This is a genomic window from Collinsella sp. AF02-46-1 (assembly GCF_003465825.1).
Classification (GTDB): domain Bacteria; phylum Actinomycetota; class Coriobacteriia; order Coriobacteriales; family Coriobacteriaceae; genus Collinsella.
On the sequence record NZ_QSBV01000016.1, the window covers coordinates 1 to 18732 of the forward strand.

18 protein-coding genes are annotated in these 18732 nt (G+C 60.9%); 9 read left to right on the forward strand and 9 right to left on the reverse strand.

Features of this window, described 5'->3' with window-relative positions; genetic code table 11:
- Positions 1-239: 239 nt before the first annotated feature.
- The 4 genes from DWV20_RS07455 (at position 240) to DWV20_RS07470 (ending at position 3302) form a co-directional block, all read left to right on the forward strand.
- Positions 240-863, forward strand: coding sequence for a flavodoxin family protein (locus tag DWV20_RS07455; protein ID WP_117716514.1), 624 nt, complete (start codon positions 240-242; stop codon positions 861-863).
- Between the two features lie 185 nt (positions 864-1048).
- Positions 1049-1390 carry an arsenate reductase family protein gene (locus DWV20_RS07460; RefSeq protein ID WP_117716515.1) on the forward strand — a complete coding sequence of 114 codons (342 nt, stop codon included), beginning with the start codon at positions 1049-1051 and terminating at the stop codon, positions 1388-1390.
- A gap of 86 nt (positions 1391-1476) precedes the next feature.
- Entirely contained in the window at positions 1477-2607 is a 1131-nt protein-coding gene (locus DWV20_RS07465) for a GTP-binding protein (protein ID WP_117635529.1), read from the forward strand.
- A gap of 95 nt (positions 2608-2702) precedes the next feature.
- Complete coding sequence (locus tag DWV20_RS07470) at positions 2703-3302, forward strand: tRNA (cytidine(34)-2'-O)-methyltransferase (protein WP_117716516.1); 600 nt, start codon at positions 2703-2705, stop codon at positions 3300-3302.
- Between the two features lie 29 nt (positions 3303-3331).
- Here DWV20_RS07470 and DWV20_RS07475 read toward each other — a convergent pair whose 3' ends face one another.
- The 4 genes from DWV20_RS07475 to DWV20_RS07490 all read right to left on the reverse strand — a co-directional run bounded on the left by DWV20_RS07475 (position 3332) and on the right by DWV20_RS07490 (position 9848).
- Positions 3332-5827 (reverse strand): excinuclease ABC subunit UvrA, encoded by a 2496-nt coding sequence (locus DWV20_RS07475; protein WP_233539797.1) that lies wholly within the window; start codon positions 5825-5827, stop codon positions 3332-3334.
- Positions 5828-5837: 10 nt separating this feature from the next.
- Positions 5838-6956 carry an AAA family ATPase gene (locus tag DWV20_RS07480; protein WP_118238037.1) on the reverse strand — a complete coding sequence of 373 codons (1119 nt, stop codon included), beginning with the start codon at positions 6954-6956 and terminating at the stop codon, positions 5838-5840.
- Between the two features lie 93 nt (positions 6957-7049).
- Positions 7050-9053, reverse strand: a complete 2004-nt coding sequence (locus DWV20_RS07485; protein ID WP_118238035.1) for a translation factor GTPase family protein — start codon at positions 9051-9053, stop codon at positions 7050-7052.
- A gap of 306 nt (positions 9054-9359) precedes the next feature.
- Positions 9360-9848, reverse strand: coding sequence for a GNAT family N-acetyltransferase (locus tag DWV20_RS07490; protein ID WP_117582849.1), 489 nt, complete (start codon positions 9846-9848; stop codon positions 9360-9362).
- Positions 9849-9924: 76 nt separating this feature from the next.
- On the opposite strand from DWV20_RS07490, the gene DWV20_RS07495 reads away from it, so the two are divergent.
- Positions 9925-10221: a hypothetical protein gene (locus DWV20_RS07495; protein WP_055310006.1), complete on the forward strand. Its 297-nt coding sequence runs from the start codon at positions 9925-9927 to the stop codon at positions 10219-10221.
- A gap of 67 nt (positions 10222-10288) precedes the next feature.
- Here the strand turns inward: DWV20_RS07495 and DWV20_RS07500 are convergent, their stop codons facing one another.
- Entirely contained in the window at positions 10289-10993 is a 705-nt protein-coding gene (locus DWV20_RS07500; RefSeq protein WP_118256711.1) for a class I SAM-dependent methyltransferase, read from the reverse strand.
- A 436-nt stretch (positions 10994-11429) separates the two neighbouring features.
- Between DWV20_RS07500 and DWV20_RS07505 the strand changes: the two genes are divergently transcribed.
- The gene (locus DWV20_RS07505) at positions 11430-11831 is read left to right on the forward strand and encodes a hypothetical protein (RefSeq protein WP_117820863.1); all 402 of its coding nucleotides are present in this window, start codon (positions 11430-11432) and stop codon (positions 11829-11831) included.
- 125 nt (positions 11832-11956) lie between these two features.
- Here the strand turns inward: DWV20_RS07505 and DWV20_RS07510 are convergent, their stop codons facing one another.
- Positions 11957-12772, reverse strand: a complete 816-nt coding sequence (locus tag DWV20_RS07510; RefSeq protein WP_118256712.1) for a putative RNA methyltransferase — start codon at positions 12770-12772, stop codon at positions 11957-11959.
- A gap of 203 nt (positions 12773-12975) precedes the next feature.
- On the opposite strand from DWV20_RS07510, the gene DWV20_RS07515 reads away from it, so the two are divergent.
- Positions 12976-14358, forward strand: a complete 1383-nt coding sequence (locus DWV20_RS07515; RefSeq protein WP_118256713.1) for an MATE family efflux transporter — start codon at positions 12976-12978, stop codon at positions 14356-14358.
- Between the two features lie 27 nt (positions 14359-14385).
- Here the strand turns inward: DWV20_RS07515 and DWV20_RS07520 are convergent, their stop codons facing one another.
- Positions 14386-15252, reverse strand: a complete 867-nt coding sequence (locus DWV20_RS07520) for a LysR family transcriptional regulator (RefSeq protein ID WP_118256714.1) — start codon at positions 15250-15252, stop codon at positions 14386-14388.
- A 158-nt stretch (positions 15253-15410) separates the two neighbouring features.
- Here DWV20_RS07520 and DWV20_RS07525 point away from each other — a divergent pair, with 158 nt between their 5' ends.
- Together DWV20_RS07525 and DWV20_RS07530 are read left to right on the forward strand one after the other, a co-directional pair.
- Complete coding sequence (locus DWV20_RS07525; RefSeq protein ID WP_118256715.1) at positions 15411-16313, forward strand: DMT family transporter; 903 nt, start codon at positions 15411-15413, stop codon at positions 16311-16313.
- A gap of 88 nt (positions 16314-16401) precedes the next feature.
- Entirely contained in the window at positions 16402-17127 is a 726-nt protein-coding gene (locus DWV20_RS07530) for a uracil-DNA glycosylase (protein ID WP_118256716.1), read from the forward strand.
- Between the two features lie 50 nt (positions 17128-17177).
- Here the strand turns inward: DWV20_RS07530 and DWV20_RS07535 are convergent, their stop codons facing one another.
- Together DWV20_RS07535 and DWV20_RS07540 are read right to left on the reverse strand one after the other, a co-directional pair.
- Positions 17178-17858, reverse strand: a complete 681-nt coding sequence (locus DWV20_RS07535; RefSeq protein ID WP_118256717.1) for an SDR family NAD(P)-dependent oxidoreductase — start codon at positions 17856-17858, stop codon at positions 17178-17180.
- 9 nt (positions 17859-17867) lie between these two features.
- A complete protein-coding gene (locus DWV20_RS07540) occupies positions 17868-18590 on the reverse strand; it encodes a VUT family protein (protein ID WP_233503106.1) in 723 nt (240 codons plus the stop codon).
- Positions 18591-18732 lie beyond the last annotated feature (142 nt).

Here is an 18732-nt window from a genome sequence, read left to right on the forward strand (position 1 = left end):
TATTTGCTCAATGTGTTCGGCTGAGATCGGAAATCAACCCCATCGAGGGCGACCCGCCCAGACCCCTTACAATCTGCTCGCACGAGGCCCCGCACTCCAACATCCTCTGGACCGTATCCCGCTCGTACCTGGTAAGCGTGCCTGCCGTGGGCCCTCGGGGCCGGCATCGTGCCCCACGCCATCTGCCCGCTCGTGCGATAATCCTCTGCAGAAGTCACCGACAGCAGAGGGAGTTTGTGATGAAGGTTCTTTTGGTCAATGGCAGCCCCAAGGCAAACGGCAACACGGCCCGCGCACTCGCCGAGGTCGCCGAGCAGCTTAACGCCGAAGGCATCGAGGCCGAGATGTTTCAGCTGGGCGCCAAGCCCATTCGCGATTGCATTGGTTGCGGCCAGTGCGGCAAGCTCGATTGCCGTTGCACCTTTGACGACGATGTGGTCAACGAGCTGATTGCCGCTGCCGAGCAGGCAGACGGCTTTGTCTTTGGCTCGCCCGTCTACTACGCACATCCCAGCGGACGCATCCTCTCGGCACTCGACCGCGCATTCTATGCAGGCAGCAAGGCCTTTACGCACAAGCCGGGCGCCGCTGTCGCCGTTGCCCGTCGCGGCGGCACGTCGACCACCTTCGACGTGCTCAACAAGTACTTCACCATCAACCAGATGCCCGTGGTAGCATCCACCTACTGGAACAACGTCTTCGGTGCCATGCCGGGCGAGGCCGCCCAGGACGCCGAGGGCCTTGCCACCATGCGAAACATCGGTAAAAACATGGCCTGGCTGCTGCGTTGCATCGAGGCGGGAAAGGCCGCCGGCATCGAAGCCCCCGAGGCCGATCGCGCGCGCACCAACTTTATTCGATAAGTCCAGCGGTGGTCACCTCGATGCTCTATCAATGTCAGCGAAAAGCCAGCTGATGAGGAAAGGTGCCTTGAAAGAGGAGGGCGCTGGGCTTTTGCCCGCGCCCGACGATTGAAAGGCAGATTGCCCATCAGATGGCTTTGCAGCGTCGATGTGACCGCCGTTCGTTAGAACGGCGGAACAAATACATGAACGTGCAAATCTTCGGCACCAAAAAGTCCTTCGATACCAAGAAGGCCCAGCGCTACTTTAAGGAGCGCCGCATTAAGGTGCAGTTTATCGACCTTAAGGAAAAGGAGATGAGCAAGGGCGAGCTCACGAGCGTGATGCAGGCGGTCGGCGGCATCGACAAGCTGCTCAACCCCAAGGCTAAGGACGAGGAGACGCTCGCACTCATCCAGCACCTCACCACCAGCCAGCGCTTCGACAAGCTACTCGAGAACCAGCAGGTTCTGGCCGAGCCCATCGTGCGCAACGGCAAAAAGGCCACCGTCGGTTATTGCCCTGATGTATGGGGAGCCTGGGAGTAGCCTGTGTTATTTGTCGGCGCGTGGGTATAAGAGCAGGCGTTTGGCATAAGATTCAACTGTAAGCCATGTCTAACAAAGGAGGGCACATGCCCAACAAACCCGTGAAGATCATCATGCTTACCGGCTACCTCGGTGCCGGCAAGACCACGCTGCTCAACCACATCCTCGCCAACGACGGCGGCATCCGCGCCGCCGTGATCGTCAACGATATCGGCGAGATCAACGTCGACGCTAGCCTTATCGCCGACGGCGGCCTTTCCGAGACCGACGACCTCATCCCGCTCACCAACGGCTGCATCTGCTGCACGCTTTCGGACGACCTGGCCAACCAGCTGCAGGGCATCGCCGATTCGGGCAAGTTCGACTACATCATCATCGAGGCCTCGGGTATTTGCGAGCCTATCCCCATCGCCTACACCATCTCGAGCTTCTGCGACGAGGCCAAGGTGGGCGGCGAGCCCAAGCTCGCGCTCGACAACATCGTGGCCGTGGTCGACTGCGCCCGCATGTACGACGAGTTCAACGGCGGTCGCGACCTGCTGGCCGAGGACATTGACGAGGATGACATCGAGAGCCTGCTCATCCAGCAGATCGAGTTTTGCTCCACGCTGATTCTTAATAAGACTGACACCGTCACCCCCGAGCAGATCGCAGAGCTCAAAGCCATCGTGCGCAGCCTGCAGAAGGACGCCGTGATTGTCGAGGCTCAAAACGGCGAGGTCCCCATGGAGGAGCTGCTCGACACCGACCGCTTCGACTTTATGCGCGCCTACAACTCCGCCGCCTGGATCGAGGCCATGGAGCATCCCGAGGAGCACGACGACCCCGAGGTGCTCGAGTACGACATCGAGACCTTTGTGTACTCGCGCCGCAAGCCGTTTGACCTGCAGAAGTTCACCGATTTTGTTGAGCAGGAGTGGCCCGACGAAGTCATTCGCGTCAAGGGTCCGCTGTGGCAGACCGGCGATCCGGACATGTGCTACATGTTTGAGCAGGCCGGCCACCAGATGCGTCTGATGGAAAACGGCCTGTTTGTCGATTCTGCGCCCGAGGGCGAGAAGCAGAAGATTATCGACGAGAACCCCGAAATCATGCAGATTTGGGACGACGAGACGGGCGACCGCATGACGAGCCTGTGCATCATCGGCCGTCACATGGACAAAGACGCGCTCATCGCCTCCCTCGATGCCTGCCTGACCGACTGGCACCGCGCCTAGGTTTATCCAAGCGGGCATTTTTCCGCCTACGTAACCGCCAAACCACCACGAAGGTGCCCTTCGTGGTGGTTTTTCGTTCTGAGCCAAGGAGATTCATGTTCAACATTGTGCTGTATGCGCCCGAGATTCCGGCCAATACGGGCAATATCGGCCGCACCTGCGTGGTTACCGGTGCCCGCCTGCATCTGGTGGAGCCACTGGGCTTTTCACTCGACGACAAGACGGTGCGTCGCGCCGGCCTGGGCTACTGGCAAAACTTGGACGTGACGACATATGCCGGCTGGAAGGATTTCCTTGCGCGCAACGGCCTCTCCCCCGCCGACGAGCGCCTGCACCTGCTAACCAAAAAGGCGCGCCGAACCTATGCGCAAAGCACCTACCGCGACGGTGACTTTTTGGTCTTTGGCAGCGAGAGCTCGGGGATTCCCGAGCCACTGCTTGCCGCGGCGCCCGAGCGCTGCGAGCGCATCCCCATGTTGCGCGATTGCGACTCGCTCGAAAACGCCGACGCCTGGGAGGCCCACGAGGAGTCGCTCGGGCATACCGAGGACAGACACGAAGCCATCCTTCGACAGGATATCTGCGGCAACTTCGTCAATCCGGACGACTACCGCATCAGCGCACTCAACCTCTCCAACAGCGCCGCCATCGTCCTCTACGAGGCCCTGCGCCAGTCAAACTTCCCAGGAATGTGACAAAGGGACAGTCCCTTTTTCATATTCGCTTATAGATAGCGGCCGGTAATGCTCTTGGAGCAGGTCGCGATGTCTGCCGGCGTGCCGGCGCAGACGATTTGCCCGCCGGCGTCGCCACCGCCCGGGCCCATGTCGATCACATAATCGGCGTTACGGATAAGGTCGAGATCGTGTTCGATCACGATAACCGTGGCGCCCTTGGCAACAAGGCCGTCGAACACACTCAGCAACACCTGAACATCGAGCGGATGTAGGCCGATCGTAGGCTCGTCGAACACGAATACGGCATCGTCCTGCACGCGTCCCATCTCGCTCGCAAGCTTAAGACGCTGCGCCTCGCCGCCCGAAAGCGCCGGCGTGGGCTCACCGAGCGTGAGATAGCCCAAGCCCAGGTCGCGCAAGGTCTGCAAGCGCGTCTGAACTTTCTTGAGCCCCAGCGTGGCGTCGAGAGCCTCGTCCACACTCATGTCCATGAGCTGCGGCAACGTAAGCAGGCTCCCGTCCTTGCCCTCGCGATGGATATGCGAAGCCGCGTCTGCATAACGTGAGCCGCGACATGCCGGGCAGACGATCTCGACGTCGGGCAAAAACTGCACGTCGAGCGATATCGAACCCGTGCCATCGCACGTAGGGCAGCGCAAAGTGCCAGTGTTGTAGCTAAAGGCACCCGCCTTGTAGCCGGCTGCCTTGGCCTCGGGCGTACGGGCGAAGGCGCGACGCAGCTCATCATGAATGTCGGCATAAGTTGCCACCGTCGAGCGCACGTTGGCGCCGATAGGCGTAGCGTCAATCAGGTTGGCACGTGCAATGCCCTCGGCATCGATCCAGCGCACGTGGCGTGGCAAGCGCTCGCCAGCTGCCTGCGCCTTAAGCGCCGGGATGAGCGTCTCGAGTACCAACGTCGTCTTGCCCGAACCCGAAACGCCCGTCACCGCGACAAGGCGACCGCGCGGGATATCGACTTCGAGCGGCTTGACGGTATGGATGGTATCGGTCGCCATGCGGATGTGGCCCTGGTCGAACATTTCGTCGTCAGTCACCTGCGGACGCAAACGCTTGGAGTCCGATCTCAAAAACGGCGCGATGCGGCTGGCCTGCGATTGTTCGATCTCGTCTACCGTGCCCGCGGCAATCACATTACCGCCGCCTGCTCCGGCAACGGGACCCATCTCAACCAGATAGTCGGCTTCCGCCAGCACGCGTGTATCGTGGTCAACGACAACCACGGTGTTGCCGTCATCCACCAGATCGCGCATCACGCCTACCAGGCCGTCGACATTGGCAGGATGCAAGCCAATCGAGGGCTCGTCCAACACATAGAGCACACCCGTCGATCGGTTGCGCACCACGCGGGCGAGTTGCACGCGCTGACGCTCACCCGTGGAGAGCGTGGCACCTGCGCGATCGAGTGAAAGGTAATCGAGACCCAGGTCGACCAGACGACGGGCCGCTCCCAAAAACGAATCGCAGATATCCGTCGCCATGGGCTGCATCTCGACCGGCAAGGATGCGGGCACCCCGCGCACCCACTCAATCGCCTCGCCCAGCGTCATGGCCGCCGCCTGCGCCAGATTGATACCGCGCACCTGGGGCTGGCGCGCAGCCTCGGAGAGGCGCGTGCCGCCGCAATCACGGCACGGGCCCTCGCGCAAAAAGCGTGCCACGCGTTTGAGGCCCTTATCGTCCTTAACCTTGGCGAGCGCGTTCTCGACCGTATAGACGGCGTTGTAATAGGTGAAGTCGAGCGGCGTGGCGCCCTCGCCGTTTTTGGGAACGTAGAGAATGTGCTTTTTAACCGCCGGACCATGGAACACGATGTCGCGCTCTTGAGGCGTGAGCTGGTTAAACGGCACGTCGGTGCGCACGCCCATCTCGCCGGCCACCTGCTTCATCAGGTCCCACATGAGCGTGCCCCAGGGAAGCACTGCGCCTTCATTGATAGTCTTTGACTCGTCGGGCACCAGGCTCGCCTCGTCCACCTCGCGCATGACACCGGTGCCGCCGCAGGTAGGGCACGCACCGCCGCTATTGAAAGCCAAATCCTCGGCACTCGGCGCGTAGAACTCGCGGCCGCATGCGGGGCACGTGAGCGACAGGCCCGCAGCCACGTTAAGGCTCGGCTCCACGCGCGCCCCGCAATGCGGGCACACGTGATGGGCGCAACGGCTAAAGAGCAGGCGCAGACTATTGTTGAGCTCGGTCATGGTACCAAAGGTGGAACGCACGCCCGGCACGCTAGGGCGCTGATGCAATGCGAGCGCCGCCGGTACGTGCAGCACCTCGTCCACCTGGGCGTGCTCGGCCTGCGTCAGACGACGGCGGGTATAGGTGCTGAGCGCCTCCAGGTAACGGCGCGAGCCCTCGGCATAAAGAACTCCCAGCGCCAGCGAGCTCTTGCCCGAACCCGATACGCCGGCAATGCCCACGAGCCTCCCCAGCGGAATATCGATATCGATGTCCTTGAGATTGTGGACACGTGCACCGCGCACCTCGATAGCCTGTGGGCTCATCTTCTGTTCCGTCACCTTTATCACCCTACTCATGCCATAAAACGCGGTCGCGGATATACTTGCCCAGCATAGGCACGCTAAACCGGACGAGACCGTATCCGGCGGCCTCGATGACGCGCTCGCGAATTAAGCTTGCGCGATATTTACTCGCCCAGCTCTGGGTGCGATCGCAGCGCTCAATGATATCCGCCATGCGCGTCAGCTTGCCCTCGTCAACCGCCATAGCCTCGATAAAGAGGCGCTGTGGGGTGCGCAGCCCGTAATACAGAGGCGCGTCAACCGCTTCGTAGAACTCAGAGACGGCATCCGCATGACCAACCTCGACATCGCACCCTTCAATGACCTGCGAGCCACGCCGGACAGCAGACCGCCACATGTAATATCCCACCAGCTGAACCATATAGGGATGTCCCATGCTCTTGTGCGCCGCAAGATCCGCCGTCCCCGCATCAATGCAAAGACCAGCACATTCGACCGTCTGGATATATGAATCGCGCACCTGGGGCAAAGAAATCGCCCCCAACGTACGCTGCTGGGCGCGCCGCAAAAACGTCACGCTCGGCTCTTCGAGCAGATCGTCAACCATGCTGGGCAAGCCGGCAAAGACCAACGCAAGACCTCGCTGGTCGCTATCGGGCAAGCCCGTGGCATCCTGATCTCCGAGCACCTGCTGATAGAGAACGGCGAGAGCCGCCAGTTCCTCGATAGACGCAGATTGAGCCTCGTCAATCGCAAACAGAATACCCTTGCTTGGGCCGAGTTTCTTGAAGCGCTCGTTGACCAGCCCTCGCAACGTTTCGCCCTTTGCCCGCGCCGCCTCGACCGACATCCGGCCAAACGACGGACCAAACTCCATTGATGTCACAACGGGTTTATTCGAGCGAAGCGCGTCGGCCAAGCGGTCGCACAAACCAAGCGAAGCGGAATCGGAGACAACCGCCCATCCGCGCTCGCTGGCTAGACGTTGCAGCTCCCGCAGGAGAACCGTTTTGCCACAGCCGCGGTTTCCCGTAATGAGCATGAGCCTGCCCGGCGCTCCGGCGCCGTTGTCGAGCCCTTCCTCAAAATCTTCGATGACCGACTCGCGACCGATGAGTATCGGAGGCCGCTTACCAGCTGTGGGCTTAAAGGGATTTGGATTCATATCGGCCTCCTCGGATTGGCAAACGCTGCCTATAGTTATACCAACTTATACCGAGTTATACCAACAGCAGGTGACAAAGAGGCCGCCCTTCTATCACCAGTGGCCGAAAAACTCGGCGTCTGCTGCTCGCCAGGGGCGGAAGGTGGCGGGATCGACCTTTACGTGCGCCGCGGCGGGCACGTCGTACCATTTGACCGTGTAGCCGGCGCCGTGAGAGCAAAAGACCGAGTCGGGCGTGTTGGGCAGATCGGCCTCGGGTTCATAGGCCGCCGTCTCGATTACGCGCCCGGCATCATGGCAAGCCGCATAACCGGCGAACTCCAGGTACAGATGACCGCGCCCGCTCGTGTAGGCAGCCACCTCCAGCGCGTAATCCTGCACCTCGGATGCCGGCACGCGACCCACAAGCTTCGCTCGGTCTCCCGCCATCGTCGGCGGCTCGTACTCGGCACCCATGCGTGTGGCATCTGACAACGCCCGGCCCACGCACTCCCCCGGCACCTCGAGCTCAAAGTGGTACCACGGCTCCAGCAACACGTCTGCGCCGACCTCGCGCGCCTGCATCAAACCCTGGCGAATCGCGCGATACGTGGCCTGGCGAAAATCGCCGCCCTCGGTGTGTTTGGCATGCGCGCGACCGCCCGTGAGCGTAATGCGCACATCGGTGATGGGCGAGCCCGTCAGCACGCCCAGGTGGTCGCGCTCCATAGCGTTGGTGAGTGCCAAACGCTGCCAGTTAAGATCGAGCTCGTCGGTCGAGGTCACGGTGCCAAACTGCACACCCGAACCCGCCGGCAACGGCTCCAGGCGCAGATGCACCTCGGCATAGTGGCGCAGCGGCTCAAAGTGGCCCACGCCCTCGACCGGCCGCGAAATAGTCTCCTTATAGAGAATGCCGCCGGGCTCAAACGCAACCGAAAGGCCAAAGCGATCGGCCAACACCCGCTGCACGACCTCGAGTTGCACGGCGCCCATCAACTGCAAATGGATCTGCTCAAGATGCGTATTCCAGCTTACGCCGAGCATGGGATCTTCGTCCGCCAACTCACTCAGCGCTTTAAACACCGCATGAACGTCGTGTTCGCCCGGCAGCACCGTATAGGTGAGGACCGGAGCGATGACGGGCGCATCGCCCGCGGGCTCCGCGCCCAGGGCGTCCCCTGGGCGAACGTGCGCAAGACCCGTCACGGCGCAAATACCGCCAGCAGCAACTTCTTGGGCAAGCTCATACTTCTCGCCGTTATAGATGCGTACCTGATCGACCTTCTGTTCCCACGCCTCGGCACTGGAACGCCCGCTGATCATCTGTTTTGCGCGCAGCGTGCCGCCGGTCACTTTAACCCAAGCCAAGCGCTCGCCACGATCCCCGCGGCTGACACGATAGACGCGCGCGGCAAACTCCGGGAGCCACGCCTGCTCACGCATCAGCGCGCATATACCATCCAGTAGCTCGTCAACGCCTTGGTCCTTGAGCGCCGAGCCGGCAAAGCAGGGAAAGAGCTTGCGCTCGGCAACCATGCGCGACAGCGTTGCGACAGAAAGCTCACCCGCTTCAAGAAACTCCTCGAGCGCCGCTTCGTCCAACGCAGCAGCGTCCTCCTGAACGGCGGCGCCCGCCAGCAGCTCGTTGGCATCCAGGCAGCCCTCGGAAAGACGCTGCCCGAGTTGTGCCAGCAAAACATCGCGGCTGGGATTCTCCAAATCGATCTTGTTGATGAAGATGAACGTCGGGATGTCATAGCGTGCAAGCAGGCGCCACAGGGTTTCGGTGTGCCCCTGCACGCCATCGTTGGCGCCCACCACCAGAATCGCGTAGTCCAGGGCACGCAGTGTGCGCTCCGCCTCGGCAGAAAAATCGACATGGCCGGGAGCATCCACGAGCATGACGTGGGTATCGCCGTGGTCGAGCACGGCCTGCGACGAGAAAATCGTGATACCGCGCTCGCGCTCGATCGTGTTAGTGTCCAGATGCGAATCGCCATCGTCCACGCGGCCACGCTTGCGAATGCGGCCCGCGTTGAACAGCATGGCCTCGGCCAACGTGGTCTTGCCGGCATCGACATGCGCCAAGATTCCAACGACCGCTTGCTTCGACATGGCTCTCCTCTTATTGCAAGCCCATCGCACGCGGCAACGGGCGTTCACGCTCCACACTGGATGATACAATTTACGGGCCGGTGGGCGAAGCGGGCCCTATCCCCCGACCGAGCTCATCGCCCCGCGTTGCCGCGCGGCGATTTTCGTAGGTTCGCGCCTTGCGAAAGCCGGCACCTCCCCTTTTTGTCTGCCCGGGTTCATCTGGGGCGGTAACAATGCGAGTCCCACAACGACGCGTTTTACCAAAAATGGCCCCACTCGGGGCCATTTTTTATTTGAGCTGGGTGATGATACGTGCCTTGGCTCCTACGCCTCGCGCAGCCAATCAAACGCGACACGCGCCGTGCCGTCGGACACATAGACGATACCGACACGCTCGAACCCCGCCTTGGCGATGGCGCCCTGCATTGGCAAGTTGTCCTCGTGCGTGTCGATACGCAGATGGTCGGCGCATTCCTTGGCAAAGGCAAACATCGCCGCCGCGATACCGTGCACGGTGCCGTCGGATGCCACGCGATGCAGCACGGCATACGGAGTGTCGCTGCGCCATTGACCGTCCTCAATCACGTCATAGCACTCGTCCGGACCCGGTAAAAAGGCAAACGTCGCCACCACGCGGCCGTCGACTTCGCACACGTAACTGCCACCAGCGGCAATATCGGCAGCCAGCTGCTCGGCCGAAGGCGTGCCCTCGGGCCACTGCGTGGCGTTGCCATGCGCGCGCATAAAGGCGCGGGCCGCGTCATAGATAGCCATGACGGCGGGAATGTCGGTATCGAGGGTTTTTCTGATCATCACGCGGCGACCTCACGTTTATTGGTATCACTTTGATTGAGCAATGATACCAACGTTTGGAAAGGGCAAGGAGCGGATGGGAAGCAAAAAGCGAGCCGCCTGGTCAAAGGCCAAAAGCGAGTTTTTGGGCGCTGCCACCGGCGGCGATATGAGCGACCTGTTTGCGCGCGAGGACGAGCGCCGCGATGCCCTGGACGCCGAGCGCGATGAGGCTTGGCGCTACAAGTCGTGCGAGCGCAAAAACCGCTACGACACACGCGCCGAGGCCGAGGCCGTTATGGCCGACTGCGAAAACCGTGGACGACGTGGCTTGGCCTGCTACAAATGTGAATACTGCGGCGGGTGGCACCTGACGTCGCACCCTTGGAAATAGGCGCCGCATCGGCGCGACACTCACGCAGCGGCGCGGCACCGACACATCGCCGGCCATCGCACGCAAACTACGGGCGCGGCGGCACCAAAACATCGTAGCGGACGGCCTTGCCCGCAAGCTGATAGCTCGGCTTAACGCCGGCAAGCAGCGGCCCCTTCACCGGCCGCTTGATAACGACCTTGCGCGGGTGCGGTGCAAGCGCAGCTTCGACCAGCGTCTCCTCATCGGCGCACGGCTGCTCCAAATGGTGCAAGAGCTGAAACTTCTTTTTGACCGCCGCGCTCTTGGTGCGCTCGGGAAACATGGGGTCCAGATACACCACGTCGGGAGCCGCGAGCTCGCCCCGCTCGATCAGCTCGGCCGTATGGCGAAGACCGGCAATGCTGTCCTCGCCCGCATGTAAGTGCATGCGCGCCACGGCGGCCGCAAGCGCCGGATCATCTGCCGCGCGATCCAGGGCATCCTGGAGGAGCGCCGCGATCACGCAATCCTGCTCATACAAATCGACCGCAAAACCCGCGGCAGCCAGCAGCAGCGAATCCTCGCCAAAGCCTGCTGTGGCATCAATCGCCCATGGTTGCTCGATGCCTTTTGTGCGCGCAGCCTTCACCAGTAGCTCTTGCTGCAGACGACCCTGCTTGAGCCGTGGAAGCATGCGGCCAAAATCGGCACGCAACTCCATCGTGCCGTCGGTGAGCGTAAGGCCCTCGGACGTCCGCACGAGCTCGAGCCCAGCAGCCCGAGCAACAGAAAAGGGATCGACGACGCCCATGGACACTCCTTAGCAAGCAAAACGAATACGTAAGCGCCACCTCAGTTGGCACCCAACCGTCCGCTATTGTCCCACACGCGACATGGTCCACAGCATCCCAATGCAAAGCACCGCCATCAATCCCGTGCACACGGCAGCGATCACGGAATCACTCATGCGCCTTCCCAACGACCGCGGCTCACGCACTTGCTCTGCTCCGTACATCATGGCTCCTCCTTGAGACCAGCTCCTTGTTACGACCTCATCATCTCAGCGCCGCACATGAGCTGCCATCGATTTGGCTTACGTCCAGCTTTCCTTTTTGAAAGGTTGGACCGTACAGGCAAGAGACGCTTTCAAACGCATGCATCGCCCCGTTGAACTACAATGTGCTTCACGATATGTGCCGCAACCTGGGTGCGACAGATTCTCCGCGCCCGCATCGAAAGGACCAGCTATGAGCGCCGCTCGCAAGACACTCAAAATCCTTGCCCTGATTTATTTTGTTCTGGGCATCGCCAGTCTCGTCATTGGAATCGCCGGCATCGCGACCGGCAACCTCGATTCCACGTACGGGTCGAACGCCATGCTCGCCGCGGTCGTGCTGGTCGCCAAGGGCCTCATCGATCTCGCCGCAGGTGTTGCGGGCATCAAGGGCGCCAACAAGCCTTCGCAGGTGGATGCTGCGTTTAAGCTCGGCATCGTTGCCGCAATCGCCACGATTGCGCAGGCCGCGCTCACGCTTCCCGCGCTCGGCGGCAGCGCCGTCAATATCGTCGCCTTTGTCATCGTGGTGTACGACCTGTTCTTTGTTCAGCAGGCACACGCCGTTAAGGCCGAGAACAAGGACCGCCTGTAAGCGCTCGCTTCTCATAACCTCTGCAGCCAAGCAACTAAAAAGGGCCGATCGCGCATCTCCGCGGTCGGCCCTTTGCGTTTGCCCAGATAAAACCTGCCAAAATAAACCTGTCCCTTTTTGGTAGGTTAGCAGTGGCGGTACTCGGCGATGATGAAGTCGATATCGGTCTGGAGCGTGTCCAAATTTGCCAGGCGCTCTTTGTCGGCAGGGCGTGTGCGGTAGTAGTACGGCGTCATCTGGAACACCGCCTCGATGTCGGCCTGGGTCTGAAGCGTAATGTTCGCAGACACCCGTTGCGTTCCGACTAACTCGAGCTCGATGGTCTTCGGCAGCTTCTCGTCATTGAGGTATGGCGTGTCGTAGAGCACCTCCTTGAGTCCAAACAGATGACGGGCGCCCGGTACCACGGTGTAGAGCGAGCCTTCGGGTGCCAGCACGCGGGCAAACTCACGCTCGTTAAAGGGAGCGAAGAGCTCGGTCACCATATCGAAGGCGCCATCAGCCACGGGGATGTCCTTCATGTTGGCCACGAAGTAGGTCGCATCGCCGCGCTTGGCGGCAAGGCGCACCATCTCTTTGCCCAGGTCAAAGCCGTAAGCATCCACGCCCGGCACCGCACCCATGGCGCTGGTGTAGTAGCCCTCGCCACAGCAAATATCGAGCAAGGTCATGGGGCCGCCCGTAGACGCCGCACGCTCAGACGCCTGCTCGCGCACCAGCTCGACCATCGCATCGCGCAACGGCGCGTAGTAGCCGCGGTTCAAAAAGTCGCGACGACTGCGCGCCTGCGACTTGGGATCGCCCATGGAGTCGCCGCTCTTCGACGAGCGCAGCAGATATAGATAGCCCTCGCGCGCACGGTCAAACCGGTGTCCGCCCGCGCATGCAGCACCGCGCTCGTCGTCCACCAACGGCTCATGGCAAACGGGACACAACAACATGGCAACTCCTTAGCGCGGACAACACAACGCCCACCATTGTCGCACGCCTCCCCCACCAAGTCATTGGGGACGTTCTTGAATGACTAAGGAGTGTCCCCAGCTGCCGGCAGAAAAGGAACGTCCCTAAGTGCTGGCTGGATGTATTAGGAGTATCATCGTCTGCGCAAATAAGCACGAAAGAGCATGTTAGAGATTGAGAGCGTATGGCTGATACCGCATCTAGGCACATTGACATGACCACCGGCTCGCTGTGGCGCAATATTCCCCTGTTCGCCTTCCCCGTGGCCGCCACGAGCATCTTGGAGCAGCTGTCGAACCTCATCGCCACCGTCATCATCGGTAACTTCTCGGGCGACCAGGGAACCCTCGCCATGGCGGCGGTCGGCTCCAATGTTCCGCTTACCAGCCTTATGCTCAACCTGTTTATCGGTATGTCGCTTGGCTCCAACGTGGTCATCGCCAACGCTATCGGCCGCAACGATCAGAACATGGTCAAACGCGCCGTCCATACCTCGATTTTAATGGCGCTCGTGGGCTTTGTCGTCATTGCGCTGGGCGAGATCTTTGCCGAGCCCATGCTCGCCGCGCTCAACGTTCCCGCCGAAACCATGCCGCTCGCTTCGCTCTACCTGCGCGTCTTTTTGCTCAGCATGCCCTCGATCTTGCTTTACAACTTTGAGGCCGCGATCTTCCGCTCCGTCGGCATCACCCGCATGCCGCTGCAGGCGCTTGCCGTGTCCACCGTCCTCAACATTGGCCTGGACCTCATCTTTGTCCCCGTACTCCACTGGGGCGTCGCGGGCGTCGCCATCGCCACCGCCATCGCCTACACCGTCAGCGCCGCTACGCTCTTTATCCGCCTGCTCAAGACCGACTCCGTCGTCCGCGTCACCCCACGCGACCTGGCTATCGACCCCGTCGCCCTCAAGCGCATCGTCAAGATCGGCCTGCCCGCCGGCGTCCAAAGCGCTGTCTTTGCCGTCGCCAACATCATCATCCAGTCCGCCATCAACAGCCTGGGCACCGAGGTCATGGCCGCATCGAGCGCCGCCATGAGTCTGGAGTACGTGTGCTACAACCTGCTCAACAGCTTTAGCCAGGCGTGCACCACCTTTGTGGGACAGAACCACGGTGCCCGCCAGATCGACCGCTGCACCAAGACGCTCAAGGTCTGCCTGGTCGAAGGCGGTATCGTTGCGCTCACCACGATTGCCGTCATTGTCGGCCTGGGGCGCGAGATCCTGTCGCTGTTCAACAGCGATCCCAACATCGTCTCGATCGGCTATATCCGCGTGTGTTCGATCTTCCCGGCGTACGCCTTTAGCATGTTCTACGAAAACATGTCCGGTTATCTGCGCGGCTTTGGCATCTCGCTCACGCCCGCCCTCATCACCATGATCTGCGTCTGCGGCATCCGCTTCTATTGGGTGTTCTGCGTGTTCCCGCACTTCCGCACTTTTGCGAACATCATGATGGTCTACCCCATCAGCCTGGGCACTACGGCGTTCTTTATGGTCGTGGCGGTATTGCTCTGCCATCCGGCACACACCTATCGCGCCACCCAAGCCAAAGCGACAGCCCGCTAATCACCACACTCAACGCCACGCCAGTCATTAATTGACAATATGCGAGCTCATATAGTCGATAAAGCGCCTCGTGGCGATAGGCATGGTGTCCCAGCTGCGCCAGGCGGCCACCACGTCGCGCGAGGGAGCATGCACGATGGGGCGCACACAAATATCGGCCCGCATGCCCTCAACGGTACGGCGATACAGCATGCTCACGCCTAGGCCCTCCTCCACCATCGCCATGATGGTGTAGTCGTCGGTCACCTCACTCGTCACGTGCGGCGACAGCCCATGCGCCGCGAATGCATCGAGCACCAGGCTCTGCTCGCCCTCGTCCAACAGCACAAACGGTTCGGACGCCAGGTCGGCAAGCGTTACCTTTTTCTTTGCCGCCAGCGGATGCGCGGCCGGCAACAGCGCCACCAACTCGTCGTGATAGACCACGCGCTTCTCGAGCCCCGTGGTAAATCCGCGCGCCGTAAAGCAAAAGTCGACCACGCCATCGTGTACCCACTGGGCGTTGCGCGTGTAATCGCCCTGCTTGAGGGTAAAGTGCACGCCCGGATGCAGGGCCCCAAAGTCGCGGATCACACGCGGCAGCACCGTACGACTCACGTTGGTAAACGTCGCGATACGAATATCAGTCGAGGAGAGCCCCAGCAACTCTTGGCGCTTGCCCTCAAGCTCGGCCTCGGCAGTAACGATCTGGCGCAGATACGGCAGATACTGTTTGCCGTCGCGCGTAAGCGAGACGCCCTGCTTGCCACGCTCGATAATCGTGGTGCCCAGCTCGCGCTCGAGCGCCTTGACGGCCTGGCTCACCGCGCTTTGCGTATAGCCCAGCTCGTCGGCGGCACGTTTCAGGCTGCCGCAATCGACCACCATACAAACAATCTGATACCGCGATGCCATCGTGCCTCCACATCAATGCAGCCGTAAAACGTTTTGCCAGGGCTTTTCCCGCCAACATTAGCATTTCTTAATCATACTGAAGATACATTCGCTTTACTACATCCAAATCTGGGAGCAGAATCCCTTTTACGAAACCGTTCTGTAACAAAAGGAGTCCCATGGATCGCAAAAAAGCAATCGCGCTCTCATTTTCCGTTCCCGTCGCATGGGGCTTTTCGTACCCCCTTATGAAGATCGGCATGGACAGCATGAACGCCACGAGCATCGTTACGCTGCGCTGCATCATCGCCTTTGTGGCCTGCCTGCTGCTCTTCCACAAGCACGCGCTGCGTATCAACCGTGACGTGATGATTCGCTCCGCCATCATCGGCGCCATCATGGCAACCGAGCTCACCTGCATGTGCCTGGGCTCCAGCCTCACCTCCGCCTCAACCGCCGGCTTTTTGCAGAGTCTGACGGTCGTGATCGTGCCGTTTGCCAACGCCGCCCTGCTGCGTCGCGCCCCCGAGCGCAAGGTGCTCATCGGAACCGCCATCGTCACCTGCGGTATGCTGCTGCTCTCGGGCGCCGACTTTACCAGCCTGAATCCCGGCGCGATGGTCATGCTGCTCTCGGCCTTTATCTATGCCGGCCACATTATCATCGCCAAGCGCTTTGTCGAAGAAGTCGATCCGCTGGCTCTGGGCGTTTGGCAGCTGGGCTTTGGCGGCCTGTTCTCGGGCATCGCCGCATGCGCTTTTGGCGGTTTCACGCTTCCCAGCACGCCCGGCGAAATCGTCGTTGTCGTTGCGCTCGCACTCATCTGCTCTGCCTATGGCTTTATCACCCAGACGCTCGTGCAGCCCCACGTGCCCGCCGAGACCACCGGCTTTGCCTTCTCGCTCGAGCCGGTCTGCTCCGCTGTCTTCTCGTTCTTCCTGGTCGGCGAGGTCCTGAGCCCCATCGCCTTCTTTGGCGCCGCCCTCATCCTCACCGGCGTCATGGTGGCAACCGTCGAGCTTCCGCGCCTTCGCGCGCATGGACAGGCTCGTATGGCAGGAGCGCCCGAGCGCGTCTCGTAATCCCCACTCCTTATGCAGCCGCGGCATAAAGGCAACCGGTGCGCCTTTACAATAGATGCCAACAGAGCATCTGCCATAAAGGAGCCCCATGGACACCGCAACCCGCGACCGCAACATAGCAACTTGGTTGGGCGATGCGCCGCAGCCGGTACGTGACACTACGAACCAGCTGCTCGAGCGCATCGCCCTTTTGCGTGCCGAGCAGACCATCTACCCAGCACAAGACGACATCCTCAATGCCCTCGCCTATACGCCGGCCGACCAGGTCAAAGTTGTCATTTTGGGTCAAGACCCTTATCACGGACCCAACCAGGCCATGGGGCTGTCGTTCTCGGTCCCCGCGACGCAAACCAAGTTGCCGCCAAGCCTGCGCAACATCTACAAGGAACTCAATGCCGATCTGGACTGCCCCATTCCCGCCACGGGAGACCTAACCCCATGGGCACAACAGGGCGTCCTGCTTCTCAACACCACGCTCACCGTGCGCGAGCACGCCGCGAACTCGCACGCCAAGCTGGGCTGGAGCACCCTGACCGACTACATTATCGAACGCTGCTGTCAGCTGCCCCAACCGGTAGTCTTTTTGGCATGGGGCCGCTTTGCCCAGCAGATGGTCGAAGGCAAGCTCGTCGCAACTGGCGCGGGCAAGGCAACCGACAAGTTCTGCCTGGCCTCTACGCATCCCTCGCCGCTTTCGGCCAACCGTGCCACGGCAGAACTCCCTGCTTTTATGGGGTCGCGCCCCTTCTCCGCTGCCAATCGGCTACTCGAACAGCACGGCTCGACCCCCGTCAACTGGACTTGCCTCGGCTAAAAATCGATACATCAAAAACGCGCCCGACGGCTTTCCGCCGGGCGCGTTTCCTATTCGGGCCAAATAAATTGTGTGCGGCCGGCCTCGCCGCCATCGATCAGCAGGCTCTGCCCGGTCATAAACCGGTTGGTCACGCCCACAAAGTAGATCCACTCGGCGATCTCTTGGGCGGTGGCCCAGCGTTTAAGCGGCGTGAGCTCCATAATCTGGCTCCACAGGTGTTCGTCTTCCATCACGCAACGGTTGAGCGGCGTTATAACGCCGCCCGGGTCCACACTGTTGGCGATGGCCTGCGGTGCCAGGCGGTTTGCAAGGTTTTTGGTGTAGGCAATAACGCCACCCTTGCTGGCAGCATAGGCGGGAAACTCCGATCCCGTATGCCCGCTCGCCGACCCCACATTGACCACGGATTTGATAGCCGGCGCCGGCTTGGCGGCAAGCCCCTCCCCCACAAAGGCGTAACGCTCGGTCACGTTGATGGTGCCACACAGGTTGGCGGCGATGTCATCGGCCGAATCCTGCGTACCGGCAGCGTTCACGATTACCTGGGGTTCAAGGTCGCCTGGAAACGAGTCAGGCTCGCAGACATCAACGATCAGATGACGGTAGCGCTCGTGTTCGATCGCCGCCGGCAGCAAATCAAAGCCCACGACCTCGTGGCCCTCGTCCAAAAAGCGCTGCACGCACGCGGCTCCGATACCGCCCGAAGCGCCCGTGATCAAAAACCGCATACTTGCTCCTTAGGCGGTTGCGTGGCGCTCGAGGTACTCGGCGCCCACATTCTCACGCTCCCAGCCACGCACGACCTTGTAGCCCACGGGGCTCAGGAAAACCTCGCACAGCAGCTCGGCGACAGCGCCGGTCAGCGAGCACATAAGGACCTGCACCCAGGTCCAACCAAAGAACGTGTGGCTCACCACAATGGCAAAGACCAGGTTATCGATAAACTGGCCAACACCCGTAGACACATAGGAGCGGAAGGCAAAGCTCGCAAAGTTATTCTTTTTGAGCATACGGCCGAGCGACTGGTTGAGCGTGGAGTTAACCACGGCAGAAACGAGCATTGCCAGCGAAGAGCCAAGCACCACGTACCAGGTGCCGCCGATGGTGGCGTTAAGGGCAGTGTTGACCTCGATCATACCCGTGTCGTAGTAGGCGCCCCACATGCCGGGCGTGAGCGAGCATGCCCAAAAGCACAGGCTCACGGCCAGGTTGACCAGCAGCGCGAGGACAGAGATTTTGATGGATGCCTTGGCGCCAAAGCGCTTGCAGATCATGTCCTGGCACAAAAACGAAACCCAGCTCACCACAAAGCCGCAATCGAGTGCCAGATACGGCAGGCTGATAAGCTCTTTGTTGGCCAGCAGGTTCATCATGATGACGCTCACGAAAAACAGCGAAACCGTTGCCGCGGGAATGCTCCGCAACAGGACCTTATAGTCCTCCATGACCTTCTTGATCATTATGTACTCCTTTGGTTTTAGGTTTAACGAGCAGGATATCGGACCCGAACTGCTCGGACGCCCCGGTCTTGAGACGACGGTGGGTATGATAGCCGCTCACGCGGCATCAGGCAAGCAAACGGCGCGGCAGCCCCGCAGGGCC